This is a genomic window from Streptomyces sp. NPDC057249 (assembly GCF_042669245.1).
Lineage (GTDB): Bacteria > Actinomycetota > Actinomycetes > Streptomycetales > Streptomycetaceae > Streptomyces.
On the sequence record NZ_JBHUXS010000002.1, the window covers coordinates 186,432 to 211,697 of the forward strand.

At 73.5% G+C, this 25,266-nt stretch carries 26 protein-coding genes; 21 read left to right on the top strand and 5 right to left on the bottom strand.

Annotated features, from left to right (window positions below; all coding sequences use genetic code 11):
* Positions 1-50 precede the first annotated feature (50 nt).
* The 4 genes from ACFUJY_RS04495 (at position 51) to ACFUJY_RS04510 (ending at position 4,332) form a co-directional block, all read left to right on the top strand.
* Positions 51-1,010 carry a dihydrodipicolinate synthase family protein gene (locus tag ACFUJY_RS04495; protein WP_383294386.1) on the top strand — a complete coding sequence of 320 codons (960 nt, stop codon included), beginning with the start codon at positions 51-53 and terminating at the stop codon, positions 1,008-1,010.
* An 8-nt stretch (positions 1,011-1,018) separates the two neighbouring features.
* The gene (locus ACFUJY_RS04500) at positions 1,019-1,969 is read left to right on the top strand and encodes an ROK family protein (RefSeq protein WP_383294389.1); all 951 of its coding nucleotides are present in this window, start codon (positions 1,019-1,021) and stop codon (positions 1,967-1,969) included.
* Positions 1,966-2,730: an N-acetylmannosamine-6-phosphate 2-epimerase gene (locus ACFUJY_RS04505; protein ID WP_383294392.1), complete on the top strand. Its 765-nt coding sequence runs from the start codon at positions 1,966-1,968 to the stop codon at positions 2,728-2,730. Before ACFUJY_RS04500 ends, ACFUJY_RS04505 begins: the two co-directional genes overlap by 4 nt.
* Positions 2,731-2,874: 144 nt before the next feature.
* On the top strand, positions 2,875-4,332 hold the full coding sequence (locus ACFUJY_RS04510) for a sialate:H+ symport family MFS transporter (RefSeq protein WP_383294395.1): 1,458 nt from the start codon (positions 2,875-2,877) through the stop codon (positions 4,330-4,332).
* Between the two features lie 37 nt (positions 4,333-4,369).
* Here ACFUJY_RS04510 and ACFUJY_RS04515 read toward each other — a convergent pair whose 3' ends face one another.
* Positions 4,370-5,596: an acetyl-CoA C-acetyltransferase gene (locus ACFUJY_RS04515; RefSeq protein ID WP_383295380.1), complete on the bottom strand. Its 1,227-nt coding sequence runs from the start codon at positions 5,594-5,596 to the stop codon at positions 4,370-4,372.
* Positions 5,597-5,721: 125 nt separating this feature from the next.
* On the bottom strand, positions 5,722-6,618 hold the full coding sequence (locus ACFUJY_RS04520) for a LysR family transcriptional regulator (RefSeq protein ID WP_383294398.1): 897 nt from the start codon (positions 6,616-6,618) through the stop codon (positions 5,722-5,724).
* A 147-nt stretch (positions 6,619-6,765) separates the two neighbouring features.
* Between ACFUJY_RS04520 and ACFUJY_RS04525 the strand changes: the two genes are divergently transcribed.
* On the top strand, positions 6,766-8,319 hold the full coding sequence (locus ACFUJY_RS04525) for a 3-hydroxyacyl-CoA dehydrogenase (RefSeq protein WP_383294401.1): 1,554 nt from the start codon (positions 6,766-6,768) through the stop codon (positions 8,317-8,319).
* 47 nt (positions 8,320-8,366) lie between these two features.
* On the top strand, positions 8,367-8,765 hold the full coding sequence (locus tag ACFUJY_RS04530; protein WP_383294403.1) for a VOC family protein: 399 nt from the start codon (positions 8,367-8,369) through the stop codon (positions 8,763-8,765).
* Here ACFUJY_RS04530 and ACFUJY_RS04535 read toward each other — a convergent pair.
* Complete coding sequence (locus ACFUJY_RS04535) at positions 8,762-9,457, bottom strand: helix-turn-helix domain-containing protein (protein ID WP_383294406.1); 696 nt, start codon at positions 9,455-9,457, stop codon at positions 8,762-8,764. The two genes, ACFUJY_RS04530 and ACFUJY_RS04535, sit on opposite strands and share 4 nt — an antisense overlap.
* Before the next feature lie 55 nt (positions 9,458-9,512).
* Here ACFUJY_RS04535 and ACFUJY_RS04540 point away from each other — a divergent pair, with 55 nt between their 5' ends.
* Positions 9,513-9,857 carry a CU044_2847 family protein gene (locus ACFUJY_RS04540; RefSeq protein ID WP_383294409.1) on the top strand — a complete coding sequence of 115 codons (345 nt, stop codon included), beginning with the start codon at positions 9,513-9,515 and terminating at the stop codon, positions 9,855-9,857.
* Between the two features lie 4 nt (positions 9,858-9,861).
* Here the strand turns inward: ACFUJY_RS04540 and ACFUJY_RS04545 are convergent, their stop codons facing one another.
* Positions 9,862-10,983, bottom strand: a complete 1,122-nt coding sequence (locus ACFUJY_RS04545) for a YihY/virulence factor BrkB family protein (protein ID WP_383295383.1) — start codon at positions 10,981-10,983, stop codon at positions 9,862-9,864.
* A 74-nt stretch (positions 10,984-11,057) separates the two neighbouring features.
* On the opposite strand from ACFUJY_RS04545, the gene ACFUJY_RS04550 reads away from it, so the two are divergent.
* From ACFUJY_RS04550 to ACFUJY_RS04615, 14 genes are all read left to right on the top strand, one after another.
* On the top strand, positions 11,058-12,695 hold the full coding sequence (locus ACFUJY_RS04550) for an acyl-CoA dehydrogenase family protein (RefSeq protein ID WP_383294412.1): 1,638 nt from the start codon (positions 11,058-11,060) through the stop codon (positions 12,693-12,695).
* A 336-nt stretch (positions 12,696-13,031) separates the two neighbouring features.
* Complete coding sequence (locus tag ACFUJY_RS04555) at positions 13,032-14,246, top strand: GAF domain-containing protein (protein ID WP_383295386.1); 1,215 nt, start codon at positions 13,032-13,034, stop codon at positions 14,244-14,246.
* 63 nt (positions 14,247-14,309) lie between these two features.
* Entirely contained in the window at positions 14,310-14,906 is a 597-nt protein-coding gene (locus tag ACFUJY_RS04560; RefSeq protein WP_383294415.1) for a GNAT family N-acetyltransferase, read from the top strand.
* A gap of 184 nt (positions 14,907-15,090) precedes the next feature.
* Complete coding sequence (locus ACFUJY_RS04565; protein ID WP_309486338.1) at positions 15,091-15,174, top strand: putative leader peptide; 84 nt, start codon at positions 15,091-15,093, stop codon at positions 15,172-15,174.
* Positions 15,175-15,288: 114 nt separating this feature from the next.
* Positions 15,289-16,986, top strand: coding sequence for a nitrite/sulfite reductase (locus tag ACFUJY_RS04570; RefSeq protein ID WP_383294418.1), 1,698 nt, complete (start codon positions 15,289-15,291; stop codon positions 16,984-16,986).
* Positions 16,983-17,162, top strand: coding sequence for a hypothetical protein (locus ACFUJY_RS04575; protein WP_073966074.1), 180 nt, complete (start codon positions 16,983-16,985; stop codon positions 17,160-17,162). Before ACFUJY_RS04570 ends, ACFUJY_RS04575 begins: the two co-directional genes overlap by 4 nt.
* Positions 17,159-17,875 (top strand): phosphoadenylyl-sulfate reductase, encoded by a 717-nt coding sequence (locus tag ACFUJY_RS04580; RefSeq protein WP_383294422.1) that lies wholly within the window; start codon positions 17,159-17,161, stop codon positions 17,873-17,875. The genes ACFUJY_RS04575 and ACFUJY_RS04580 overlap by 4 nt, the downstream gene beginning before the upstream one ends.
* A gap of 23 nt (positions 17,876-17,898) precedes the next feature.
* Entirely contained in the window at positions 17,899-18,444 is a 546-nt protein-coding gene (cysC, locus tag ACFUJY_RS04585) for an adenylyl-sulfate kinase (protein WP_018100635.1), read from the top strand.
* The gene (cysD, locus tag ACFUJY_RS04590) at positions 18,441-19,376 is read left to right on the top strand and encodes a sulfate adenylyltransferase subunit CysD (RefSeq protein ID WP_383294424.1); all 936 of its coding nucleotides are present in this window, start codon (positions 18,441-18,443) and stop codon (positions 19,374-19,376) included. Before cysC ends, cysD begins: the two co-directional genes overlap by 4 nt.
* Positions 19,377-20,708 carry a sulfate adenylyltransferase subunit 1 gene (locus ACFUJY_RS04595; protein WP_383294427.1) on the top strand — a complete coding sequence of 444 codons (1,332 nt, stop codon included), beginning with the start codon at positions 19,377-19,379 and terminating at the stop codon, positions 20,706-20,708.
* A gap of 234 nt (positions 20,709-20,942) precedes the next feature.
* Positions 20,943-22,049 carry an aliphatic sulfonate ABC transporter substrate-binding protein gene (locus tag ACFUJY_RS04600; protein WP_383294430.1) on the top strand — a complete coding sequence of 369 codons (1,107 nt, stop codon included), beginning with the start codon at positions 20,943-20,945 and terminating at the stop codon, positions 22,047-22,049.
* A 34-nt stretch (positions 22,050-22,083) separates the two neighbouring features.
* Positions 22,084-22,872 (top strand): ABC transporter ATP-binding protein, encoded by a 789-nt coding sequence (locus tag ACFUJY_RS04605; RefSeq protein WP_383294433.1) that lies wholly within the window; start codon positions 22,084-22,086, stop codon positions 22,870-22,872.
* Positions 22,859-23,770: an ABC transporter permease gene (locus ACFUJY_RS04610; RefSeq protein ID WP_383294435.1), complete on the top strand. Its 912-nt coding sequence runs from the start codon at positions 22,859-22,861 to the stop codon at positions 23,768-23,770. The genes ACFUJY_RS04605 and ACFUJY_RS04610 overlap by 14 nt, the downstream gene beginning before the upstream one ends.
* 6 nt (positions 23,771-23,776) lie before the next feature.
* Positions 23,777-24,547: a sirohydrochlorin chelatase gene (locus ACFUJY_RS04615; protein ID WP_383294439.1), complete on the top strand. Its 771-nt coding sequence runs from the start codon at positions 23,777-23,779 to the stop codon at positions 24,545-24,547.
* Positions 24,548-24,571: 24 nt separating this feature from the next.
* On the opposite strand, the gene ACFUJY_RS04620 is transcribed toward ACFUJY_RS04615, so the two are convergent.
* Positions 24,572-25,204, bottom strand: a complete 633-nt coding sequence (locus tag ACFUJY_RS04620; RefSeq protein ID WP_383294442.1) for a DsbA family protein — start codon at positions 25,202-25,204, stop codon at positions 24,572-24,574.
* Between the last annotated feature and the right edge of the window lie 62 nt (positions 25,205-25,266).

The window sequence follows — 25,266 nt, forward strand, 5'->3', positions numbered from 1 at the left end:
TAAGGTACCGCAGACATAAGACATCTTACGTCTCACGTCTGGAGCCCCTCATGTCTCTGCCCGCACCGCTGCGCGGCGTCGTCCCGCCGGTCTGCACCCCCCTCGACGCGCACGGGGAGGTCGACACCGCATCGCTCGCCCGGCTCGTGGACCACCTCGTCGGCGGCGGTGTGCACGGCCTGTTCGCGCTCGGGTCCACCAGCGAGGTCGCCTACCTCACCGACGAACAGCGCGCCACGGTCCTGGAGACCGTCGTCCACGCCACCGACGGCCGGGTCCCGGTCCTGGCCGGGGTCATCGACACCACCACGGCCCGGGTCGCCGAGCACGCCAGGGCGGCCGCCGCCCTCGGCGCTGACGCCCTGGTCGCGACCGCGCCCTTCTACACCCGCACCCACCCCCGCGAGATCGCCGCGCACTTCCGCCGGCTGCGCGCCGAGGTGGAACTGCCGCTGTTCGCCTACGACATCCCGGTCGCGGTGCTCAGCAAGCTCTCCGCCGCCCTGGTCCGCGAGCTGGCCGAGGACGGCACGCTGGCCGGCCTCAAGGACAGCAGCGGCGACGAGGGCGGGCTGCGCCGGCTCGTCGTGGAGCTCGGTGGCCGCGAGGGCCGGGCGCACGGTCCGGTGCCGGGCTTCAGCATCCTCACCGGCTCCGAGCTGACCGTGGACGCCGCCCTGCTGGCCGGCGCCGACGGGGTCGTCCCGGGCATCGGCAACGTGGACCCGGCCGGTTACGTACGGCTCTACGAGGCCGCGCGCGCCGGCGACTGGACGCTGGCCGCCATGGAGCAGGAGCGGCTGGTCCGGCTGTTCGCGATGGTCGACGCGGGCCCGGAGGCGGACATGGGCCGCAGTTCGTCGGCGCTCGGCTCGTTCAAGGCGGCGCTGAGGCTGCTCGGGGTCATCGAGTACGGCGACACGGTGTTCCCGCAGATCCAGCTGTCGGCGGAGTCCGTCGCGTACGTCTCCGGGCGGCTGCGCGACGCCGGCCTGCCGCCGGTCCGATGACGGCTCCCATGACGGCTTCGACGCGGCGCCCGGTCGTCGGCCTGGACCTGGGCGGTACGAAGATCGCCGCCGCGCTGTTCGGCGCGGACGGCGCCGTGGTGGCCCGGCACTCCCGGCCCACCCCGGCCCGTGACGGCGCGGCGGCGGTGCTCGACGCGCTCGCGGCGGCCGTCGCCGAGGCCGACCCCGGCCGCACCGCGTCCGTGCTCGGCGTCGCGGCGGCCGGCGTGATCGATCCCCGCAGCGGCACGGTCACCAGCGCCACGGACGCGCTCCGGGGCTGGGCCGGCACCCCGCTGGGCGCCGGCCTGGCGGACCGCACCGGATACGCGGTCGCCTGCGACAACGACGTACGCGCCACGGCGGGCCCCGAGCTGGACGCGCTGCGCGCCGAGGACGGGGATCACGCCTCGCTGCTGTTCGCGGCCATCGGAACCGGCGTCGGCGGCGCGGTCGCGGCGGACGGGCGGATGGTGCACGGTGCGGCCGGCATCGCCGGGCACCTGGGCCACCTGCCGAGCCCGGAGGCGGCCGGGCTGCCCTGCACCTGCGGGGCCACCGGCCATCTGGAGGTCATCGCCTCCGGACCCGGGATCGCCGCCCACTACGAGCGGCTGACCGGCGCGCCCGTGGACCGCCTGGAGACGGTCGCCGCGCGCGCCGCCGAGGGCGACGCGGACGCCGTCACCGCGATCACCACGGGCGCCTCGGCGGCCGGCCGGGTGCTCGGCGGGCTCGCCAACGCGCTCGGCCCCGACCGGGTCGTCGTCGGCGGCGGGGTCCCGCGCATCGGGCCGCTGTACGGGGACGCGCTGCGCGAGGCGTTCGCGGCCGAGCTGATGGGTCCGCTGCGCGGGCTCGTCCCGCGCCCCCCACTCTTCGGCCACGACGCGGCCGTGCTCGGCGCGGCGGCCCTCGTCCTCACCCTTCCCCTCCACCACCCGGGAGCTCCCCGATGAACGCACAGGAACTGGCCACCACCCTCCGGGGCAAGCTGATCGTGTCCTGCCAGGCACCCCCGGGCGACCCGATGCGGGACACCGCCACGCTGGTGCGGCTCGCCCGGTCGGCGGCCGCCGGCGGCGGCGCGGCGATCCGGGCCAACGAACCGGAGGTCGTCGCCGCGATCACGGCCGCCGTGGACCTGCCGGTCATCGGGCTGTGGAAGGACGGCGACACCGGCGTCTACATCACACCGACCGTCCGGCACGCCCTCGCGGTGGCCGGGGCCGGGGCGGCCGTCGTCGCGGCGGACGCCACCGACCGGCCGCGCCCCGACGGTTCGGCCTTCGCGGAGCTGGTCGAGGCGGTGCACGCGGCCGGCGCCCTCGTCATGGCCGACGTCTCCACCCTGGCCGAGGGCGTCACGGCCGCCCGGCTCGGTGCGGACTTCGTCTCCACCACCCTGTCCGGCTATGTGCCCGGGCAGCCGAAGCAGACCGGGCCCGATCTGGACCTGGTCGCCGCACTCGCCGCCGCGACCGACGTACCCGTCGTCGCCGAAGGCCGTGTCAACACCCCCGAGGACGCGGCCGAGGCCCTGGCACGCGGCGCGCACAGCGTCGTCGTCGGCACCGCCATCACCGCGCCCACCGCCCTCACCGCCCGCTTCGTGACGGGCATCACCCAAGGGGGTGTCTTGTCGGTCAGGGCCGGGTCCGCGACGCCTGGCACGGCACCTCGCCGCGTTGCCGAAACGACCGAATGGCTCCGCCATTAGGACGCTCCGGCGCCTTGCGATGCACCGCACCAGACGCCGCGGCCTGATCCGGCCCTGACCGACAAGACACCCCCACCGCTGACCTGCCCCTTTTCGCGGGACGGCTGTTCAAAGGCGAACCCCGTCCCGCATTCTGGAGTCACCGTGCACACCACCACACCCCCCACGCTCCCCTGGTACCGCCAGGTGAGCCGCACCCAGTGGAAGTCGTTCTTCGCCGCCTGGATCGGCTATGTCCTCGACGGCTTCGACTTCGTGCTGATCACCCTCGTGCTGACCGAGATCAGCGACGACTTCGGGCTGAGCACGGTGCAGGCCGCCAGCCTGATCTCCGGTGCCTTCATCACCCGCTGGCTCGGCGGCGCCGTGCTCGGCGCCCTCGGTGACCGCTACGGCCGGAAGCTGTCTATGGTGGCGAGCATCCTGCTGTACTCGCTGGGCACCTTCGCCTGCGGGTTCGCGTGGAACTACCACAGCCTGTTCGCCGCCCGGCTGGCCATCGGCATGGGCATGGCCGGCGAGTACAGCGCCAGCTCCACGTACGTCATGGAGAGCTGGCCGCCCGCCCTGCGCAACCGTGCCAGCGGCTTCCTGATCTCGGGCTTCTCGGTGGGCTCGGTGCTGGCCGCCCAGGTGTACGACTGGGTGGTGCCCTCGCTCGGCTGGCGCTGGATGTTCTACCTGGGGCTGATCCCGATCGCCATCGCGCTGTGGATGCGGCGGGCGCTGCCCGAGGCGGAGGAGTGGACGGAGTCCGTGGCGGACGAGGGCGCGAAGCCCAACCCGTTCCGGCCGCTGTTCCTGACCCCGCGCCGGGCGACCGTCAACACGGTCCTGGTGGCCGTCGCCACGCTCTCGCTGTTCCTGGTCTTCACACCGGGCGGCGCGGGCCTGGTGCCGGAGCTCTCGGTGGTCGCCGGGGCCTCACTGGCGGCGCTCGCGGTGCAGCTGGGCGGGAAGCGCGGCTGGGTGCTCTACCTGTCGATGATCGTGACGCTGTTCTTCGCGTTCCTGTACTCCTGGCCGATCCAGGCGCTGCTGCCGACGTATCTGAAGACGGAGCTGGGCTACTCCACGGGCCAGGTCACCGATGTCCTGTACTTCGCGGGCTTCGGCACCATGGTGGGCTGCTGGGCGGCCGGGTTCCTCGGTGACTGGATCGGCACGAAGAAGGCGTACGCGCTGACGCTGCTGGCCTCGCTCGCCTTCGTCTACCCGGTCTTCGCGGTGGAGGACAACCTCCTCCTGCTCGGCGCGCTGCTGTTCCTGCTCCAGGCGACGAGCTTCGGCATCTCCGGCCTGCTCCCCCGCTACATCGGCGGCCACTTCCCGACCCGGAGCCGGGGCGCGGCGCTCGGCTTCACGTACAACGTGGGGGCGCTGGGCGGGGCGGTCGCCCCGGTGCTCGGCGCGCATCTGGCGTCGGGGATGAGCCTGGGGCGGGCCCTGGCCGTGCTGACCTTCGCGGGCACGGTGATCGTGGTGCTGCTGGTGGGCCTCGACGTGCCGGCCCGGCTGAACCGGCTGACGGACCCGGACGCGGCGGAGGACCACCTGGCGGCGGGGCCGGTGGCGGACGAGCCGGTCGCGGTGAAGCGGTAGGCGGCTCGTCCGCCCGGCGCGGTGCCGGGGCCGGGTCTCAGACGGCGACGCGCTCAAAGACCGCGGCGAGGCCCTGGCCGCCGCCGATGCACATGGTCTCCAGGCCGTAGCGGGCCTCGCGGCGGTGCAGCTCGCGGGCGAGCGTGGCGAGGATGCGGGCGCCGGTCGCGCCGACGGGGTGGCCGAGCGAGACGCCGGAGCCGTTCACGTTGATCCGCTCCTCGTGGTCCTTCTCGCCGAGGCCCATCTCCCGGGTGCAGGCCAGGACCTGGGCGGCGAACGCCTCGTTCAGCTCGATCAGGTCGAGGTCGGCGAGGGTGAGCCCGGCGCGGCCGAGCGCGGCCTGCGTCGCCGGGACGGGACCGAGGCCCATGGTCGCGGCGGGCACCCCGGCGCGGGCGAAGGAGACCAGCCGCACGAGCGGGGTGAGGCCGAGGCGTTCGGCGGTGGCGGCGCTCGTCACCAGGCAGGCCGCCGCCGCGTCGTTCTGGCCGCTCGCGTTGCCCGCGGTGACGGTGGCGTCCGGGTCGGACTTCAGCAGGACGGGGCGGAGCGCGGCGAGCTGTTCGGCGGTGGAGTCGGGGCGGGGGTGCTCGTCGGCGGAGACCACCGTCGCACCCTTCCGGGTCGTGACGGTGACGGGGACCGTCTCCGCCTCGTACCGGCCCTCGGCGGCGGCCAGCCCCGCCCGCTTCTGCGAACGCAGGGCCAGCGCGTCCTGGTCCTCGCGGCTGATCCGGTACGCACGGCGCAGGTTCTCGGCGGTCTCGATCATGCCGCCGGGGACCGGGTGGTGGACGCCGCCCGCGGTGACCCGGCCCCGGGCGAGCGCGTCGTGGAGCTGGAGGCCGGGGCCCCTGATGCCCCAGCGCCCTTCGTGCGTGTAGTACGGGGCACCGCTCATCACGTCGACGCCGCCCGCGATGACGACCTCGCTGAACCCGGCCCGGATCTGCATCGCCGCGTCCAGGACCGCCTGGAGCCCGGAGCCGCAGCGGCGGTCGGTCTGGAGGCCGGTCACCGACTGCGGGAGCCCGGCGTCCAGGGCGGCGACCCGGCCGATCGCGGGGGCCTCCGCCGACGGGTACGCGTGGCCGAGGATCACCTCGTCCACCCGGTCGGGGTCGATGCCGGTCCGGGCGACGACCTCGGCGATCACGCGGGCCGCGAGGGCGGCCGGCTTCTCCCCGGCGAACACCCCGCCGAAGCGGCCGATGGGGGTGCGCAGGGGTTCGCAGATCACGACATCGAGGGCGTCGGGCACGGCGGGGCCTTTCCGGGAGACGGAGTGGTCTGGCACGACCCTCGCACCCGGCGGCGTGACCGGTCCAATACCCAGTTCCCCCGGAACCGAGACGCCCGGCGTCTCAATCAGCCGCGCGCGCCGGGTCAGCCGCCCGGGGTGGGCAGCGCCCGCTCCGCCACGTCGAGCACCGCCCGCAGGGCGGCCGACGGGTTGTCCGTCCGCCAGGCGAGCGCCGGCTGCCGTCTGATCGGCGGCCCGGCCAGCGGGCGGTAGACCAGGCCGCTGAGCTGGATGTGCTGGACGGAGGTGACGGTCAGCGTCACCCCGACGCCCGCCGCGACCAGCGCCAGGATGGTGTACGAGTCCGGCGCCTCCTGCACCACGCGCGGGGTGAACCCGGCCGCCTCGCACGCCTCGGTCATCGCGTCCCGCACGGTGGAGCCGGTGTTCGCGGGGAACGCGACGAACGGCTCCCCGGCCAGCGCGTCCAGCGGGATCTCGGGGCGGCCGGCGAGCGGGTGGTCGAGGGGCAGCGCGCACACCAGCTCCTCCTCGTCGATCACCCGGCAGCTCACGCCCGGCCGCGTCACCGGCAGCCGGACGAACCCCAGGTCGAGCGAGCCGTCCGCGACCCGGGCGAGCGCCACGTCGGCGTAGGTCTGGCCGGTCATGACCAGCTCGATGCCCGGGTGGGCGGCCCGCACCGCCCGGGTCAGCAGCGGCAGCGTCTCGTGGCTGGAGGCGCCCGCGAAGCCGATGCGGACCCTCCCGTACGCGCCCTGTCCGGCCGCCCTCGCGGCCCGTACCGCCGTGTCCAGGTCGTCCAGCACGGTCCGCACCGGCTGGAGGAAGGACTCCCCCGCGCTGGTGAGCCGCACCGAGCGGGTGTTGCGTTCGAAAAGCTGGACGCCGAGCTCCTTCTCCAGGCGGCGGATCTGCTGGCTCAGCGGCGGCTGCGCCATCCGGAGCCGTTTGGCGGCGCGGCTGAAGTGCAGTTCCTCCGCCACGGCGAGGAACGCGGCGAGGTGGCGCAGCTCCATGCCGTCCCCTCCCCGGGTCCGCCCGTGTCATTGATTGCTCCGGCGTCTCGGTCCGAGCCTAATTCGGTATTGGACGGCGATCAAAGCCGCTGAAAGCGTCGGCAGCGCGGGCATCCGGCCCGCCCCAGTGAGAGGACCGTGACCCGCATGCGTATCAGGATCGTCGGAGCCGGAGCCATGGGCCGTGGCATCGCCCAGTGGGCGGCCTCGGCCGGACACACCGTCGAGCTGTGCGACGTACGCGCCGAGGCGGTGGCGGACGCCGTCGCCTTCGTGCGCTCCATGCTGGACCGGGCCGTGGCCAAGGGGCGGATGGCGGCGGCGGACGCGGAGGCGGCGGTGGCGCGGCTGATCCCGCTGGACGACCCGTGGGCGGCGGGCCCGGGCGTGGAGCTGGTGGTCGAGGCCGTACGCGAGGACCTGGCGACGAAGACCGAGGTGTTCGGCCGGCTGGAACGGGCGCTGCCCGCCTCCACCGTGTTCGCCACCAACACCTCCTCGCTGTCGGTGACCCGGATCGCCGCCGCGCTGAAGGACCCGACGCGCCTGGCCGGGCTGCACTTCTTCAACCCGGTGCCGCTGATGCGGATCGTGGAGGTGGTGCCCGGCGCCGCGACCCGGCCGGAGATCCCGCCGCTGCTCACCTCGCTTGTGGAGGGCTGCGGCCACCGCGCGGTGACGGTCGCGGACACCCCGGGCTTCCTGATCAACCACGCCGGGCGCGGCCTGGTGACAGAGGCGCTGGCGCTCCTTGAGGAGGGCGTCGGGGAGCCGGCGGACATCGACCGGATCGCGCGCGACGTCCTCGGGCTGCGGATGGGCCCGTTCGAGCTGATGGACCTCACCGGGCTCGATGTGACGGCCGCCGTCATCGACTCGATCTGGGAGGGCTTCCGGCACGAGGACCGGCTCCGCCCCTCCTTCCTCACTCCGAACCGGGTGGCGGCCGGGCTGCACGGCCGCAAGACCGGCCGGGGCTGGTACGCGTACGGCCCCGAGGCCGCGGGCCCCGCCCCGGAGCCGCCGGTCACCGGGGACGCGGACCGCCCGGTGCACGTCTTCGCGCCGGACCCCGCGCGGGAGGCCGAAGCGGCCGCTCTCCGCGAGGCGCTGGCCTCGGCGGGCGCCGCCGTGGAGAGCGGGGAGCGGCCGTCGGACGCGGCGGTCGTCCTGGTCCCGGTCTGGGGCACCCCGGTCGCCTCGGCGGTCGCCGCGCACGGGCTGCCCGCCGGGCGCACCTTCGGCGTCGACTCGTTGCCGGCGGCGGGGCGGCGGCGCGTGCTCGCGGTGACCCCGGCCGCGGACGCGGCGGCGGCGCGGGACGCCCGCGCGGCACTGGCCCGGGCCGCGGACGGCGGAGAGGCGTTCGCGGTGTCGGTGGTCCGGGACACGGCGGGCTCGGTGGCGCAGCGGCTGCTGGCCTCCATCGTGTCGGTCGCGGCGTCCATCGCGGAGCGCGCGCTCGCCGCCCCGGCCGACATCGACGTGGCCGTCACGACGGGGCTCGGTTACCCGGTGGGCCCGCTGGCGTGGGGCGACCGGGTCGGCGCCGCCCGGATGCTGGAGCTGCACCGGGCGCTGTACGCGTCGACGGGCGACCCGCGCCACCGCCCGACGCGCTGGGTCGCGGAGCGGGCGGCGCTGGGGCTGGCGCTGACGGACCCGGGAACGTCGCCGGGGGATGTGCTCGGGGCGCCGTGACCGATTCGTCCACGACGGCGGTCCGGGGTTCTGCCTACGGTCGGTCCATGACTCCACGACTCGACGCGATCTCCCTCACCACCGCCGACCTGCCCGCATCCCTCGCCTTCTACCGCCGGCTGGGGCTCGGCATCCCGGACGGCGCGGAGTCCGCACCCCATGTGGAGGTGGCCCTGCCGGGCGGCGGGCGCCTGCTCTGGGACACCGAGGACGTCGTCCGCTCCTTCGACCCCGGCTGGGCGCCGCCGCCGTCCGGCGGGGACCGGCTCGGGCTCGCGTTCCTGTGCGAGAGCCCGGCGGAGGTCGACGTGGTCTACGCGGACCTGACCGGCGCCGGCTACCGCGGCCATCTGAAGCCCTGGGACGCGGTGTGGGGGCAGCGGTACGCCGTCGTCCTCGACCCGGACGGCTGCGCGGTCTCGTTGTTCGCGCCCTTGGCGTCCTAGGGGCTGCCGAAGTACGCGGTGAGCGTGGTGCCGGCCAGGTCGCGCATGTCCCGCGCCAGGTGGGCCTGGTCGGCGCAGCCCGCCGCGAGCGCCGCGTCGGCGTACGGCAGCCCGGAGCGTACGAGGGTCAGGGCCCGCTGGAGGCGGAGGATGCGGGCCAGGGTCTTGGGCCCGTAGCCGAAGGCGGTCAGGGAGCGGCGGTGCAGCTGGCGTGGGCCGAGCCCGGCGCACCGGGCGGCCTCCGCGACGCTGCTGCCCGCCGCCAGACGCGCGGCGACCGCCCGCATCGCCGGGTCCGGGGGCTCGGTGCGGGCCGCGCGGCCGAGGGCGATCTCCTCCAGGGCGGCGGCCGGGTCGGCCGCCTCGGCGACGCGCTCGGTGAGGCGGCGGGCCGGGGCGCCGGGCCACAGGGCCGCGAGCGGGACGCGGAGGTCGCGGAGTTCGTGGGCGGGGACGCCGAGCAGGGCGGGGGCGGTGCCGGGGGCGAAGCGGACGCCCGCCCAGCTGCCGCCGGTCCCGGTGGGCGGCGCGGTGCGGGTGTCGGGCCCGGCGACGAGCAGCCGGTCACCGCTCCACAGCAGGTCCATGCAGCCGTCGGGCAGCACCGGATGGGCGGTGCCCGGTTCCGCGGTCAGGGTCCACACCCGTGCGCCGTCGAGCCGCGCCGCGCGCTCTGTGTAGCTGTCGCCCATGCCGCTAGTGTCGTCCACGGACACGGCGGCGTACGTATCGGCTACGGGGGCGGTCATGGCGGCACTGATGGAGTTCACCACGGACAACGGGGCGACGGTGACCGTGGAGGTGGACCGTCACGCGCCGGGGGCGCAGCTGGTGTCGCGGGACGGGCCGCACGCCCTGGTGCGCGCGGGGCGCACGTTCGACAGCGCCCTGGAGGGCATCCGGTCGGCGGCCGAGTCGGCGCTGGCCGTGTTCCGGGACGGGCGGCTGAAGCCGGACGGGGTGGAGCTTGAGTTCGGCGTGAAGATCACCTCGGAGGCGGGCGCGGTGATCGCGAAGAGCGCGCTGGAGGGCCACCTCACGGTGAAGCTGTCCTGGTCGCCGGGGTCGGAGAACGCACCGGCCGCCGGCTGAGCGCTCACTCGTCGTACGGGTCGGACCGGTCCGGGTCCTTCTCGCGGCCGGGCTTCTGGAGCCGGGACTTCACGTCGTCCGGCGGCAGGAACCGGGACCACCGCTCGGGGAACTCGGAGGGCATGTACGGGCTGTCGCCCTCGTCGCCGTCGTCCTCGTCGTCGTCGGCCGGCGGGCCGCCGTGCCAGCTCTCCGCCTGGGTGCGGGCCACGAACTCGGCGGCCTGGGCGGCGCGCACCCGGTCGTTGGCGGCGCGGGCGGCGGCCGTCGCCACCGAGGGCCAGACCCGGTCGATGGCCGCGTTGACCGCGGCGCCGACCAGCACCGCGAAGGCGGAGACGCCGATCCACAGCAGCACCGCGATGGGGGCGGCCAGCGATCCGTAGATCGTGGGGCCCTCGACCGTGCTGGTCAGGTAGAAGCGGAGCAGGAAGCTGCCGAGCACCCACATCGCCAGGGCCACCAGGGCGCCCGGCATGTCCTCGATCCACGGCGAACGGACCGGCACGGACACGTGGTAGAGGGTGGTGAGGAAGGCGACCGAGAGCACGATCACCAGCGGCCAGTACAGGACGCTTATGACCTCCGTGCCCCACGGTATGAGCTCCACGACCCGGTCCGGGCCGACCACGAGCAGCGGCAGCACGACCGCGCCGAGCAGGAGCGCCACCACGTACAGCAGGAAGGCGAGCATCCGGGTCTTGACGATGCCGCGCTGGCCGTCGAGCCCGTACATGACGGTGATCGTGTCGATGAAGACGTTGACCGCGCGGGACCCGGACCACAGGGCGATCGCGAAGCCGATGGAGATGACGTCGGGCCGGGCGCCGGTGGTGACGTCGGCCAGCAGCGGCTTGGCGAAGTCGTTGACGCCGCGCTCGGAGAGCATGGTGTGGGCCGCGCTCAGGATGTTCCGCTCGATGGACGCGACCGTGGTGGTGCTGGTCCACTCGTCCACGTAGCCGAGCAGGCCGATCAGACCGAGGAGCAGCGGGGGCAGGGACAGCAGGGTGAAGAACGCGGCCTCGGCCGCGAGTCCCAGGATGCGGTACTCCATGCACGAGTTGACCGTGTCCTTCAGCAGCTGCCAGGCGAGCTGCCGCTTGGATACGTTGCGGTAGAGCACTCGGGCCCGGTGGAGCCGGCCCGGTGGCCGCTCGGGTGTTTCGTCTGCTGCCTGCACGTCCTTACCGTATCGGCATGGCGACCACCACCCACACCGTGTCCAACCAGCCCCCTCCCCTGCTCGGCTATGACGTCTTCGGCGCGGACCGGGTACTCGGCGAGGCCGTGGAACGTCATCTTCCGCCCGAGGTCCTGGACGAGGCCCGCGACGGGCTCACCGCGCTCGGCCGGTCGGCCGGCTCCGCGCAGGCGGCGTCCTGGGGCACCGAGGCGAACGCGAACCCGCCGAGGCTGCGCACCCACGACCGCTACGGGCACCGCGTCGACGAGGTCGGCTTCCACCCGGCCTGGCACCGGCTGCTCGGGCACGCCGTGGGGGCGGGGCTGACCGACGCCTGGGACCGGCCGGGCGGGCACGTCCGCCGGGCGGCGGGCTTCCTGGTGTGGACGCAGGCGGAGGCGGGGCACGGCTGCCCGGTCTCCATGACGCACGCGGCGGTGCCGGCCCTGCGCGCCGAGCCGGAGGTGGCCGCCGCGTGGGAGCCGCTGCTGACCTCGCGGGTGTACGAGGAGGGGCTGCGGCCGCCCGGGCGGAAGGCGGGGGTGCTGCTGGGGATGGGCATGACGGAGAAGCAGGGCGGCTCGGACGTGCGGGCGACCACCACGCGCGCCGAGCCGCTGTCCGAGGACGGCGCCTACGTGCTGACCGGGCACAAGTGGTTCTGCTCGGCACCGATGTCCGACGGGTTCCTGGTCCTCGCGCAGGCGCCGGGCGGGCTCACCTGCTTCCTGCTGCCCCGGGTGCTGCCGGACGGCAGCCGCAATCCGTTCGCGATCCAGCGGCTCAAGGACAAGCTGGGCAACCGGTCCAACGCGTCGGCGGAGGTCGAGTTCGACGGGACGTGGGCGCGGCGGATCGGCGCGGAGGGCCGGGGCGTCCGCACGATCATGGGGATGGTGGCGGCGACCCGGCTGGACTGCGTGACCGGTTCGGCGGCGCTGATGCGGCAGGCGGTGGCGCAGGCGGTCCACCACACCACGCACCGGTCCGCGTTCGGCGGCCCGCTCGCGGACAAGCCGCTGATGCGCAACGTGCTGGCCGATCTGGCGGTGGAGTCGGAGGCGGCGACCGTACTGGCGATGCGTCTCGCGGCGGCGTACGACGACGGCGGCGAGAGCGAGTCGGCGTTCCTGCGGATCGCGGTGCCGGCGGCGAAGTACTGGGTGACCAAGCGGTGCACGCCGCTGGTGGGCGAGGCGCTGGAGTGCCTGGGCGGCAACGGCTACGTGGAGGAGTCGGGGATGCCCCGGCTGCTGCGGGAGGCGCCGCTCAACTCGATCTGGGAGGGGTCCGGGAACGTCCAGGCGCTGGACGTGCTGCGGGTGCTGCGGCGCGAACCGCTCGCGCTGAACGCGTTCCTCCGGGAGGTCGGGCGGGCCCGGGGCGCCGATCACCGGCTGGACGCGGCGATCAGGGACATGCTGACGGAGCTGGCCGACCTGGCGGGGATCGAGGCGCGGGCGCGCCGGGTGGTGGAGCGGATCGCGCTGGTGCTCCAGGGCTCGCTGCTGGTGCGCTGGGCGCCGCCCGAGGTGGCGGACGCCTTCTGCGCTTCGCGCCTGGGCGGGGACGGGGGCGCGGCGTTCGGGACCCTTCCGCACACGCTGGATCTGGCGTCGGTCGTGGCCCGGGCCCGGCCGGTGGAGCGCTGACCGGGCGCAGCGACGGGGGGTGGTGCTGCGCCGACACGGCACCACCCCCCATGCTGTACACACCGCACGTGAGGGCCGGAGTCCCGCGGTGCGGTGTGCCGCCACTCTTGTACGGTCCGGGGGCCCTCGCCAGAGTTGCAGAGGGTTGCAACCATGGTGGGGAGTCGCGGTTTCGCGGCCCGGCCGGCGGCAGGATGGAGGGCGCGGCCCGCGCACCGGGCCGGCACTGGGTGAGGGGGAACCGGCGTGGAGACGACTTCGGCGGACGCGAGGCGGCCGGCCGCTCAGGGGGGCGCGCAGGCCAGGCGCCTGGTGCACCGGTCCCGTGAGGCGCGGATGGCGGGCGACCGCATGCCCGCCGCGCCCCGGGCGGAGATCGGCGCCTCCTGGGACCGGGTGCTGCGCAGCGGCCTCGATCCCGAACAGCCGACGCACAGCAGGCTGCTGGAGGCGGACGAGATCGAGCACCGGCGCCGCAGCTCGGCGCTGGGCGAGGTGATGCCGCTGCTCAGCGACGGGCTGACGAGCATCGCGGACGCCTCGCAGCAGATCATGGTCGTCACCGATGTGGAGGGCCGGGTGCTGTGGCGCGAGGGCAACACGGGGGTGCTGCGCCGGGCCGACGGCATCTGCCTCGCGGAGGGCGCGGCGTGGTCCGAGGAGATCACCGGCACCAACGCGATCGGTACGGCGCTCGCGGCCCGGGCCCCGGTGCAGGTGCACTCGGCGGAGCACTTCGTGCGCAGTCTGCACGGCTGGACGTGCGCGGCGGCCCCGGTGCGCGATCCTCGGGACGGCCGGCTGATGGGGATCGTGGACATCAGCGGGCCCGCGTCCACGTTCCACCCGACGACGCTGGCCCTGGTGCGGTCGGTGGCCCGGCTGGCGGAGAGCGAGATCCGGGTGCGCCACCTGGAGGCGGTGGACCGGCTGCGCGCGGTGGCCGCCCCGGTCCTGAGCCGGCTCGGCGGCCGTGCGGTGGCGGTGGACGGCCACGGCTGGACGGCGGCGGTGACGGGCATGCCCCCGGTGGACCGGCTGCCGCTGCCGAAGTCGCTGGGGCCGGGCCGGGTGTGGCTGCCGTCGCTCGGGATGTGCCGGGTGGAGCCGTTGCCGGGCGGCTGGCTGGTCCAGGTCGCCGACGGGGCGATGGACAGCCCGCCACGCCGGGTGGTCCTCGATCTGAGCCGGCCGCGCGCGCTCGCGGTGAACGTGGTGAGCCCGGTGGGCACCTGGACCCAGCGGCTCTCCCCGCGCCACGCCGAACTGCTGTACGCGCTGGCGCTGCACCGCGAGGGGCGTACGGCCTCCGAGCTGGCGCAGGACCTGTTCGGCGACGCGACCAGGACGGTGACGGTCCGGGCGGAGATATCGCGGCTGCGGCGCCATCTGGCCGAGGTGCTGGCGCACCGTCCGTACCGGTTCGGCGAGGGCGTGGAGGTGGAGGTGGTCCACCCGGAGCACCCGGCCGATCTGCTGCCCCGCTCGCAGGCCCCGGTGGTGGCGGCGGCGCGGGACGCGCGTGCGGGGAGGGGGCCGGGGGCGCGGTGACGGGGTCCGGGTGACCAGGGGCCGGGTGGGGCGGGGTGGGCGGGGCATGGTTGTCTGGCAGCCATGAGCGACCCCGTACGTCCTGATCCGCCGGCCCGCGAAGAGGTGACCGTCTGGTCCCTGGAGCAGACCTCCCCCGACGATCTGCGGCCGTCCGCGGTGCCGGACGCCGAGGTCCGGATCGTGCGGTCGGAGGTGCCGCTGCCCGAGTTCAGCCGGTTCCTCTACACGGCGGTCGGCGGTGACATCCGGTGGACGGACCGCCTCGGTCTGACGTACGCGCAGTGGCGGGAGGCCCTGGAGCGGCCGGGCGCGGAGACCTGGGTGGCGTACGCGAACGGGACGCCCGCGGGCTACATCGAGCTGGACCCGCAGGACGACGGCGTCGTCGAGATCATGTACTTCGGGCTGATCCCGGCCTTCCGGGGGCGGCGGATCGGCGGCCATCTGCTGTCGTACGGCGCCGCCCGCGCCTGGGACCTCGCCGAGCGGTGGCCGGAGCGGCCGGCGACGAAGCGGGTGTGGCTGCACACCTGCTCCAAGGACGGTCCGCACGCGATGGACAACTATCTGAGGCGCGGATTCCGGCTGTTCGACACGCGGACGGAGCTGGAGGAGCCGGTGCCCACCCCGGGCCCGTGGCCGGGTTCCGGCCGCTGAGCCGCGCCCCCGCACACCCGCGACCGGTTCGGTGGCACATCATCGCGTTTGTCCGGTTTCACGCTTCGCCCCGGTGCCCGTCACAGGTGTGACGGGCACTGCGTCATCTCATCACACGAGACCGCTTCGTCCACATCATGGATAGTGGTGGACTGCCGCGAGATCCCCATGACAGGCTTCCGTCATGTCCGGAACTGGAATTGCCTTGGTGAGTCGACGCCACGTCGACCTCGGCCGCATGTCCAGCGCCATCTGTCCGGCGAGCTGAGAGTCCCAGCACCGCCGAGATCCCCCCGCTTCAGTTCAGCCCTGCGCACCGCCGCGCTTCACGCGAGTGTGCAGTTCAGAGCCGCCCTCCTGCAGTCCCGAAGGACGTATCGCCATGGCCGCCAGCCCGGAGAACACTGCTACCCCGACGCCCCGCCGCAAGGCGGGGCGCCATCGTGGTGAGGGCCAGTGGGCCATGGGTCACCACACGCCCCTCAACGCCAACGAACAGCTCAAAAAGGACGACGACAGTCTCAACGTGCGGACACGCATTGAGACGATCTACTCCAAGCGCGGATTCGACTCGATCGACCCGTCCGACCTGCGCGGCCGGTTCCGCTGGTGGGGTCTCTACACCCAGCGCAAGCCCGGCATCGACGGCGGCCGGACCGGCGCCCTGGAGCCGGAGGAGCTCGAGGACAAGTACTTCATGATGCGCACGCGCATCGACGGCGGCCGGCTGACGACCGATCAACTCCGGGCCATCGGCGAGGTGTCGCAGGAGTACGCGCGCGGCTCGGCCGACATCACGGACCGGCAGAACGTGCAGATGCACTGGGTCCGCATCGAGGACGTGCCGGCGATATGGCAGAAGCTGGAGGCGGTCGGGCTCTCCACGACCGAGGCGTGCGGCGACTGCCCACGCACGATGATCGGTTCGCCGGTGGCCGGGATCGCCGCCGACGAGATCATCGACGGCTCCTCCGCGCTGGAGAGGATCCACGACCTCTACATCGGCAACAAGGACTTCTCCAACCTGCCCCGCAAGTTCAAGACCGCGATCTCCGGCTCGCCGGTGCAGGACGTCGTCCACGAGATCAACGACATCGCGTTCGTCGGCGTCGACCACCCCGAGCACGGTCCGGGCTTCGACCTGTGGGTCGGCGGCGGGCTCTCCACCAACCCCCGGCTGGCCGAACGCCTCGGCGCCTGGGTGCCGCTGGACGAGGTCCCCGACGTCTGGGCGGGAGTCACCGGCCTCTTCCGCGACTACGGCTACCGGCGGCTGCGCAACCGCGCCCGGCTGAAGTTCCTGGTCGCCGACTGGGGCGTCGCCAAGTTCCGCCAGGTCCTCGAGGACGAGTACCTGAAGCGCCCGCTGCTCGACGGGCCCGCCCCCGCCGAGCCGGTCTCCCGCTGGCGCGACCACGTGGGCGTCCACCCGCAGCAGGACGGCCGGTTCTACGTGGGCTTCGCGCCGCGCGTCGGCCGGCTGGACGGCGCCACGCTGACGAAGATCGCCGAGCTGGCGGAGGCGCACGGCTCGCACCGGGTGCGCACCACCGTGGAGCAGAAGCTCATCATCCTCGACGTGGAGCAGGACCGGGTCGAGTCGCTGTCCGCCGGTCTTGAGGCGCTGGGGCTCCAGGTGAAGCCCTCGACGTTCCGGCGGGGCACGATGGCCTGCACGGGCATCGAGTTCTGCAAGCTGGCCATCGTGGACACGAAGAACCGGGGCGCCTCGCTGATCGAGGAACTGGAGCGCCGGCTGCCCGACTTCGACGAGCCCCTGACCATCAACCTCAACGGCTGCCCCAACGCCTGCGCCCGCATCCAGACCGCGGACATCGGCCTCAAGGGCCAGCTCATGGTCGATGCCGACGGGAACCAGGTCGAGGGCTTCCAGGTCCACCTCGGGGGCGCGCTCGGGCTGGACGCCGGGTTCGGCCGCAAGGTGCGCGGCCTGAAGGTCACCTCGGAGGAGCTGCCGGACTACGTCGAGCGCGTCATCGGCCGCTACCTGGAGGAGCGCGAGGCCGACGAGCGCTTCGCCACCTGGGCGGCCCGGGCCAGTGCGGAGTCGCTGTCATGAGCGAGCGCGCCGCCCCGTTCCACTGCCCGTACTGCGGGGACGAGGACCTGCGCCCGCACGAGGCCGGGCACGGGGCGTGGGAATGCGCCTCCTGCAATCGTGCGTTCCAGCTGAAGTTCCTGGGGCTGCTGAGCCGGGGACTGACGCCCAACAACGTTGGAGGGGACGGGATATGACGGCCACTCAGAACATCGACGCGCTGACCGACGATGAGCTGCGGGAGCTCGCCGAGCAGGCCGGACGCGAGCTGGAGGACGCCTCGGCGCTCGACATCCTCACCTGGGCCGCCGACACCTTCGGCCCCCGGTTCTGCGTCACCTCCTCGATGGAGGACGCGGTCGTCGCGCACCTCGCCTCCCGGGCGATGCCCGGTGTGGACGTGGTGTTCCTGGACACCGGCTACCACTTCGAGGAGACCATCGGGACCCGGGATGCGGTGGACGCCGTGATGGACGTCAACGTCATCACGCTGACACCGCGCCGGACGGTGGCCGAGCAGGACGCCGAGTACGGGCCGAAGCTGCACGACCGCGACCCCGACCTCTGCTGCAAGCTGCGCAAGGTCAAGCCCCTGGAAGAGGGACTGACCGCCTACGCCGCCTGGGCGACCGGGCTGCGCCGCGACGAGTCCCCGACCCGGGCGAACACCCCGGTGGTCGGCTGGGACGAGAAGCGCCGGAAGGTGAAGGTCTCGCCGATCGCCCGCTGGACCCAGGACGACGTGGACGCCTACGTCGCCGAGCACGGGGTGCTCACCAACCCGCTGCTGATGGACGGCTACGCCTCCGTGGGCTGCGCGCCCTGCACCCGCCGGGTGCTGGAGGGCGAGGACGCCCGGGCCGGCCGCTGGGCCGGGCGCGGCAAGACCGAATGCGGGCTGCACGGCTGATGACGACTGATCAGGAGACTTCGATGAGCGTGACGGAGACGGGGGCCACCGTCTGGCTGACCGGTCTGCCGAGCGCCGGCAAGACCACCATCGCCTATGAACTCGCCGGGCGGCTGCGCGCCGAGGGCCACCGCGTGGAGGTGCTCGACGGCGACGAGATCCGCGAGTTCCTGTCGGCGGGCCTCGGTTTCTCGCGCGAGGACCGGCACACCAACGTGCAGCGGATCGGCTTCGTCGCCGAACTGCTGGCGGCGAACGGCGTCAAGGTGCTGGTCCCGGTCATCGCCCCGTACGCGGACAGCCGGGACGCCGTCCGCAAGCGCCACCAGGCCGAGGGCACCGCGTATCTGGAGGTGCACGTCGCCACGCCGGTCGAGGTGTGCTCGGAGCGCGATGTGAAGGGTCTTTACGCCAAGCAGGCGGCGGGCGAGATCAGCGGGCTCACCGGGGTGGACGACCCCTACGAGGCGCCCGAGTCACCCGATCTGCGGATCGAGTCGCACCGCCAGACCGTGCAGGAGTCCGCGGCGGAGCTGTACGCGCTGCTGAGCGAGAGGGGTGCGGCGTGACGACCGTCGCGACTGTGCAAGAGGGCACCGACCATCCGTACGCGCTGAGCCATCTGGACTCGCTGGAGTCCGAGGCGGTGCACGTCTTCCGTGAGGTGGCGGGCGAGTTCGAGCGTCCGGTGATCCTGTTCTCGGGCGGCAAGGACTCGATCCTGATGCTGCACCTGGCGCTGAAGGCGTTCGCGCCGGCGCCGGTGCCGTTCGCCTTGCTGCACGTGGACACCGGGCACAACTTCCCCGAGGTCCTGGCCTACCGCGACCGCGTGGTCGCCGAGCACGGACTGCGGCTGCACATCGCCTCCGTGCAGGAGTACATCGACGCCGGCACCCTGCGCGAGCGCCCCGACGGCACCCGCAACCCGCTCCAGACCGTGCCGCTGACCGAGGCCATCCGCCAGCACCGCTTCGACGCCGTCTTCGGCGGCGGCCGGCGCGACGAGGAGAAGGCCCGCGCCAAGGAACGCGTCTTCTCACTGCGCGACGAGTTCTCCCAGTGGGACCCGCGCCGCCAGCGCCCCGAACTCTGGCAGCTCTACAACGGCCGGCACGCCCCCGGCGAGCACGTCCGCGTCTTCCCGATCTCCAACTGGACCGAACTCGACGTCTGGCAGTACATCCAGCGCGAGGGCATCGACCTCCCGTCGATCTACTTCGCCCACGAACGCCAGGTCTTCAACCGCTCCGGCATGTGGCTGACGGCGGGCGACTGGGGCGGGCCCCGGGAGCACGAGGCCACCGAGACCCGCCAGGTCCGCTACCGCACGGTCGGCGACATGTCCTGCACCGGCGCCGTCGACTCCGACGCCACCACACTGGACGCCGTGATCAACGAGATCGCCGCCTCCCGGCTCACCGAACGCGGCGCCACCCGCGCCGACGACAAGATGTCCGAGGCCGCGATGGAAGACCGCAAGCGCGAGGGGTACTTCTAAATGACCACCACAGCCGAGCAGTTGAGCGCCACCACCCTGCTGCGCTTCGCCACCGCCGGGTCCGTCGACGACGGCAAGTCCACCCTCGTGGGACGCCTGCTGCACGACTCCAAGTCGGTCCTCACCGACCAGCTGGAGGCCGTCGAGCACGCCTCGCGCAACCGGGGCCAGGAGGCGCCGGACCTGGCACTGCTCACCGACGGGCTGCGCGCCGAGCGGGAGCAGGGCATCACCATCGATGTCGCCTACCGCTACTTCGCGACGCCCCGGCGCCGGTTCATCCTCGCGGACACCCCGGGCCATGTGCAGTACACCCGGAACATGGTCACCGGCGCCTCCACGGCGGAGCTGGCCGTGGTCCTGGTCGACGCCCGCAACGGGGTGGTCGAGCAGACCCGCCGGCACGCCGCCGTCGCCGCCCTGCTGCGCGTCCCGCACGTCGTCCTGGCCGTCAACAAGATGGACCTGGTGGACTACGCGGAGCCGGTGTTCGCCGCGATAGCCGAGGAGTTCACCGCGTACGCGGCATCCCTCGGGGTCCCCGAGATCACCGCGATCCCGATCTCCGCGCTGGCCGGCGACAACGTCGTGGAGCCGTCCGCGCACATGGACTGGTACGGCGGCCCCACGGTCCTGGAGCACCTGGAGACGGTCCCGGTCAGCCACGACCTGACCGGCTGCCACGCGCGCTTCCCGGTCCAGTACGTGATCCGGCCGCAGACCGCGGAGCACCCCGACTACCGGGGCTACGCGGGCCAGATCGCCGCCGGCGCGTTCCGGGTCGGCGAGTCCGTGACCGTGCTGCCCTCGGGCCGCACCTCCACGATCGAGGGCATCGACCTGCTCGGGGAGCCGGTGGACATCGCCTGGGCGCCGCAGTCGGTGACCCTGCGCCTGGCGGACGACGTCGACGTCTCGCGCGGCGACCTCATCGCGCCGGTGGACGACGCGCCGGCCGTCACCCAGGACGTCGAGGCGACCGTCTGCCACGTCGCCGACGAACCGCTCACCGTGGGCCGCCGGGTGCTCCTCAAGCACACCACGCGCACGGTCAAGGCGATCGTCAAGGACATCCCCTCGCGGCTGACCCTGGACGACCTCTCGCAGCACCCGGCCCCGGGCAAGCTGGTCGCCAACGACATCGGCCGGGTCGTGGTCCGGACCGCCGAGCCGCTGGCGCTCGACGCGTACGCCGACTCGCGGCGCACCGGTTCCTTCCTGCTGATCGACCCGGCGGACGGCACCACCCTGTCGGCGGGCATGGCGGGCGCCTCGTTCGCCGCCGCCGAGGAGCCGCCGGCCGCGGACGACGACGCGGAGTGGGACTTCTGATGGGCATCGACGTCTTCTCGACGTTCGCGAAGGAGGGCGGCCGCGTCGGCAGCGGCGCCCTGGGCAGCGGCCAGGGCGGAGTCGGGCGATGTGCGCGATGACGTACGCGCACCGCCCGCGCGCCCGGAAGCACCAACAGCTCCGCACGCACCGACGAAGACCTGCCGACTTCCCGGCCGCGCCCCCGCACGTACGAGGGGCGTGAGCTCCGGGCCTCCGAGAGGAACACCTCCCGTGCCTGCCCCCCGTACCACGTGGCGCCGCGGTATCGCCGCCGTCGCCGCCCTGCCCCTGCTGGCCCTGGCCCTGACGGCCTGCGGATACGGCTCCCAGGCGGCGGACGACGACGAGGCGCACACCGCCCACGGCGAGAAGCTCTCCGCTGACACCGTGCGCGTCGGGTACTTCCCGAACCTCACGCACGCCACCGCGCTCGTGGGCGACCAGGAGGGCCTGTTCCAGAAGGAGCTGGGCGGCACCCAGCTCGAAACCGCCACCTTCAACGCCGGCCCCTCCGAGATCGAGGCGCTGAACGCCGGCTCGATCGACATCGGTTTCATCGGCCCGTCGCCGTCCATCAACGGCTACACGCGGTCCAAGGGCCAGAACCTGCGGATCATCGGCGGCTCCGCGTCCGGCGGCGTCAAGCTCGTCGTGAACCCGGAGAAGATCAAGACCCTGGACGACGTGAAGGGCAAGCGGATCGCGACCCCGCAGCTCGGCAACACCCAGGACGTGGCGTTCCTCAACTGGATATCCGAGAAGGGCTGGAAGGTCGACGCCCAGAGCGGCAAGGGTGACGTCTCCGTCGTCCGCACGGACAACAAGGTGACGCCCGACGCCTACCGCTCCGGTTCCATCGACGGCGCCTGGGTCCCCGAGCCGACCGCCTCCAAGCTGGTCGCCGAGGGCGCGAAGGAACTGCTGGACGAGTCGACGCTGTGGCCGGACGACAAGTTCGTGATCACCAACATCATCGTGTCGCAGAAGTTCCTGAAGGAGCACCCGGACGTGGTCGAGGCCGTACTGCGCGGCTCCGTGGCCACCAACGCCTGGATCAACGCCCACCCGGACCGGGCGAAGGACTCCGCCAACGCCGCGCTGAAGAAGCTCACCGGCAAGGAGCTGCCGGCCGAGGTCATCGACCCCGCCTGGAAGTCGATCCGGATCACCGACGACCCGCTGGCCGCGACGCTCGAAGCGCAGGCCCGGTACGCGGTCGAGGCCGGTCTGCTGGAGAAGCCCGACCTCAAGGGCATCTACGACCTGAAGCCGCTCAACAAGATCCTCAAGGCCGCGGGCAAGCCCGGGGCCGACGACGCCGGCCTCGGCGTCAAGTAACCAGCCGCCCGAAGACTCCCAGGAGGTGACGACCATGGCGAACACCCTCACCCAGAGCGAGGACCGTGTCTCGGTCGGGCACGCCGCTCGCATCGCGCATGTCTCGAAGTCCTTCGCCGGGCCCGCGGGAACGCAGCTGGTCCTGGACGACATCAGCCTCGATGTCGCCCCGGGCGAGTTCGTCACCCTCCTGGGAGCCTCCGGGTGCGGCAAGTCGACGCTGCTCAGTCTGGTGGCCGGTCTCGACCGGCCGACCGCGGGCAGCATCGAGACCCCCGGCGGCCGGCCCGCGCTGATGTTCCAGGAGCACGCCCTGTTCCCGTGGCTGACCGCGGGCAAGAACATCGAACTGGCCCTGCGCCTGCGCGGGGTGCCGAAGGCGCGGCGCCGCGCCGAGGCGGAACGGCTGCTGGAGCTGGTCCGGCTCGGCGGGGCGTACGGGAAGCGGGTGCACGAGCTGTCCGGCGGTATGCGGCAGCGCGTGGCGATGGCCCGCGCGCTCGCCCAGGACAGCCAACTGCTGCTGATGGACGAGCCGTTCGCGGCGCTCGACGCCATCACCCGCGATGTGCTGCACGACGAGCTGACCCGGATCTGGCGGGAGACGAACGTCTCGGTCCTCTTCGTCACACACAACGTGCGCGAGGCCGTGCGCCTCGCCGAGCGCGTGGTGCTGCTCTCGTCCCGCCCGGGCCGGATCGCCCGTGAGTGGACGGTCGACATCGAGCAGCCGCGCCGTATCGAGGACACCGCCGTCGCGGAACTGTCCGTCGAGATCACCGAACAACTGCGTGGGGAGATCCGCCGTCATGGCCAGCACTGACATCAAGTCGGACGAGGCGGGGTCCGGCAGGGGCGGGAAGCCGGACGACCTGGCCGGCCTCGAAGCCGGTCTGGACGCCCTGGACGCGGTGCAGGTGCAGCGCACCCCGGTGCGCGAGGTCCTGCTGCGCAAGGTCCTGCCCCCGCTCGTCGCGGTGGCCCTGGTCCTGGTGGTCTGGCAGCTGCTCGTCCGGGGCGGGGTGACCGAGGACTACAAGCTGCCCGCGCCGTCCGCCGTCTGGCACAGCGCTCGCGACATGTGGCTCCAGGGGACGCTGCTCGACGTGGTGTGGACCAGCGTCTCGCGCGGTCTCCTCGGCTTCCTGCTCTCCGTGGCGATCGGCACTCCGCTGGGTCTGCTGGTCGCCCGGGTGAAGTTCGTGCGGGCCGCGATCGGCCCGATCCTGTCCGGGCTCCAGTCGCTGCCCTCGGTGGCCTGGGTGGCGCCGGCGGTGATCTGGCTGGGGCTGAACGACTCGATGATGTTCGCGGTCATCCTGCTCGGCGCGGTGCCGTCGATCGCCAACGGGCTGGTCTCGGGCGTCGACCAGGTGCCCCCGCTCTTCCTGCGGGCCGGACGCACCCTGGGCGCGACCGGGCTGCGCGGGACCTGGCTGATCGTGATGCCGGCCGCCCTGCCGGGCTATCTGGCGGGCCTCAAGCAGGGCTGGGCGTTCTCCTGGCGCTCGCTGATGGCCGCCGAGATCATCGCCTCGTCCCCGGACCTCGGCCTCGGGCTCGGCCAGCTGCTGGAGAACGGCCGCAACAACGCGGACATGCCGGGGATCTTCCTCGCCATCATCCTGATCCTGTTCGTCGGCATCGCCATCGACCTGCTCATCTTCAGCCCGCTGGAGCGGTGGGTGCTGCGCAGCCGCGGCCTCCTCGTCAGGAACTGAGCCGCCATGTCCTCTCCGGTCCTCCTCGTCATCGCCCACGGCAGCCGCGACCCGCGGCACGCCGCGACCGTGCACGCCCTGACGGCACGGGTCCGGGCGCTGCGCCCCGGGCTGCGCGTGGAGACGGGGTTCCTGGACTTCAACGCGCCCTCGGTGCCGAGGGTCCTGGAGCGGCTGGCCGCCGAGGGGGCGGGTGAGGTGGTGGCGCTGCCACTGCTGCTCACCCGGGCGTTCCACGCCAAGTCGGACATCCCGGCGGTGCTGCGGGAGGCCCGCGCGGCGCTGCCCCGGCTGCGGGTCCGGCAGGCCGAGGTGCTCGGCCCGTCGCCGCTGCTGAACGCCGCGCTGGAACGGCGGCTGTACGAGGCCGGGGTGCGCCCCGGCGACCGTGGCTCGACCGGGCTCGTCCTGGCCTCGGCGGGCTCCTCGGACCCGGAGGCGATCGCAGTGATCGCTGAAATCGCGCGGGAGCTGCGGCACACCGGTTGGTGTTCCGTGCGGCCTGCGTTCGCCTCCGCTGTAAGTGCCGGCGGCCTCTCCCGCACCGAGGACGCCGTACGCGCCCTGCGGGCGGAGGGCGTCCGCCGGGTGGCCGTCGCCCCGTACGTGATCGCGCCCGGCCGCCTCCCGGACCGCATCGCGGCGGGGGCGGCCGAGGCCGGTGCGGAGGTGCTGGCCGGGGTGCTGGGCCCGGCCCCGGAGCTGGCCCGGCTGCTGCTGCACCGGTACGACGGGGCCCACGCGGCCACCGCGCGGCCGGTCGCGGTCAGCGCCTGAGGCGGGCGGCGCGGCGGACCCGGCTCAGCCGACGTCGATGCCGCCGGTCCGGGTGCGCTTGAGCTCGAAGAAGTCGGCGTGGCCCGCGAGCGTCCGGAAGCTGTCGAAGAGCCGGGCCGCCTCCTCGCCGCGCGGGATGGCCCGCAGCACCGGCCCGAACCACACCGTGCCGTCGACGTGGATCGTGGGCGTGCCGACGTAGCCGCCCGCCTCCGGGTCCTGGCCGGCCTCGTGGCTGCGCCGCACGGCCTCGTCGTACGCCTCGCCGTGCGCGGCGTCGGCCAGGTGCGCGGGCAGGTCCAGCTCGGCCAGGGCCTCGGCGACGACCTGGTCGAAGTCCTCGTTCTTCTGCTGGTGGATGCGGCTGCCGAAGGCGGTGTAGAGGTCGCGCAGGATCTCCTCGCCGCGCTCCTCGGCCGCGGCGGCGGCGACCCGGACGGGGCCGATCGACCGGTCGACCAGATCGCGGTACCAGTCGGGGAGTTCGTTGCCCTCGTTGTGCAGGTAGAGGCTCATGACGTGGAAGCGCAGCTCGATGTCGCGGTGCTGCTCCACCTCCAGCATCCAGCGGGAGGTGATCCAGGCGAACGGGCAGGCCGGGTCGAAGTAGAAGTCGACGACCGGCCTGCCCTGTTCCGGGGCGGAGTGAGTGGTCATGGGGCGAGCCTAGCCAGCCGGTGGCGCACTCCCCCGGGCCATTCGGCACCCGTTCGCCTGGG

Excerpts from the sequence above, each read along its gene's own strand:
- ACFUJY_RS04610 (WP_383294435.1), top strand. The coding sequence starts at position 22,859 with ATGGCCAGCACTGACATCAAGTCGGACGAGGCGGGGTCCGGCAGGGGC.
- ACFUJY_RS04560 (WP_383294415.1), top strand. The coding sequence starts at position 14,310 with ATGAGCGACCCCGTACGTCCTGATCCGCCGGCCCGCGAAGAGGTGACC.
- ACFUJY_RS04555 (WP_383295386.1), top strand. The coding sequence starts at position 13,032 with ATGGCGGGCGACCGCATGCCCGCCGCGCCCCGGGCGGAGATCGGCGCC.
- ACFUJY_RS04580 (WP_383294422.1), top strand. The coding sequence starts at position 17,159 with ATGACGGCCACTCAGAACATCGACGCGCTGACCGACGATGAGCTGCGG.
- ACFUJY_RS04550 (WP_383294412.1), top strand. The coding sequence starts at position 11,058 with ATGGCGACCACCACCCACACCGTGTCCAACCAGCCCCCTCCCCTGCTC.
- ACFUJY_RS04570 (WP_383294418.1), top strand. The coding sequence starts at position 15,289 with ATGGCCGCCAGCCCGGAGAACACTGCTACCCCGACGCCCCGCCGCAAG.
- ACFUJY_RS04615 (WP_383294439.1), top strand. The coding sequence starts at position 23,777 with ATGTCCTCTCCGGTCCTCCTCGTCATCGCCCACGGCAGCCGCGACCCG.
- ACFUJY_RS04540 (WP_383294409.1), top strand. The coding sequence starts at position 9,513 with ATGGCGGCACTGATGGAGTTCACCACGGACAACGGGGCGACGGTGACC.
- ACFUJY_RS04520 (WP_383294398.1), bottom strand. The coding sequence starts at position 6,618 with ATGGAGCTGCGCCACCTCGCCGCGTTCCTCGCCGTGGCGGAGGAACTG.
- ACFUJY_RS04565 (WP_309486338.1), top strand. The coding sequence starts at position 15,091 with ATGTCCGGAACTGGAATTGCCTTGGTGAGTCGACGCCACGTCGACCTC.
- ACFUJY_RS04535 (WP_383294406.1), bottom strand. The coding sequence starts at position 9,457 with ATGGGCGACAGCTACACAGAGCGCGCGGCGCGGCTCGACGGCGCACGG.
- ACFUJY_RS04500 (WP_383294389.1), top strand. The coding sequence starts at position 1,019 with ATGACGGCTTCGACGCGGCGCCCGGTCGTCGGCCTGGACCTGGGCGGT.
- cysC (WP_018100635.1), top strand. The coding sequence starts at position 17,899 with ATGAGCGTGACGGAGACGGGGGCCACCGTCTGGCTGACCGGTCTGCCG.
- ACFUJY_RS04530 (WP_383294403.1), top strand. The coding sequence starts at position 8,367 with ATGACTCCACGACTCGACGCGATCTCCCTCACCACCGCCGACCTGCCC.
- ACFUJY_RS04595 (WP_383294427.1), top strand. The coding sequence starts at position 19,377 with ATGACCACCACAGCCGAGCAGTTGAGCGCCACCACCCTGCTGCGCTTC.
- ACFUJY_RS04525 (WP_383294401.1), top strand. The coding sequence starts at position 6,766 with ATGCGTATCAGGATCGTCGGAGCCGGAGCCATGGGCCGTGGCATCGCC.
- ACFUJY_RS04605 (WP_383294433.1), top strand. The coding sequence starts at position 22,084 with ATGGCGAACACCCTCACCCAGAGCGAGGACCGTGTCTCGGTCGGGCAC.
- ACFUJY_RS04575 (WP_073966074.1), top strand. The coding sequence starts at position 16,983 with ATGAGCGAGCGCGCCGCCCCGTTCCACTGCCCGTACTGCGGGGACGAG.
- ACFUJY_RS04505 (WP_383294392.1), top strand. The coding sequence starts at position 1,966 with ATGAACGCACAGGAACTGGCCACCACCCTCCGGGGCAAGCTGATCGTG.
- ACFUJY_RS04495 (WP_383294386.1), top strand. The coding sequence starts at position 51 with ATGTCTCTGCCCGCACCGCTGCGCGGCGTCGTCCCGCCGGTCTGCACC.
- ACFUJY_RS04620 (WP_383294442.1), bottom strand. The coding sequence starts at position 25,204 with ATGACCACTCACTCCGCCCCGGAACAGGGCAGGCCGGTCGTCGACTTC.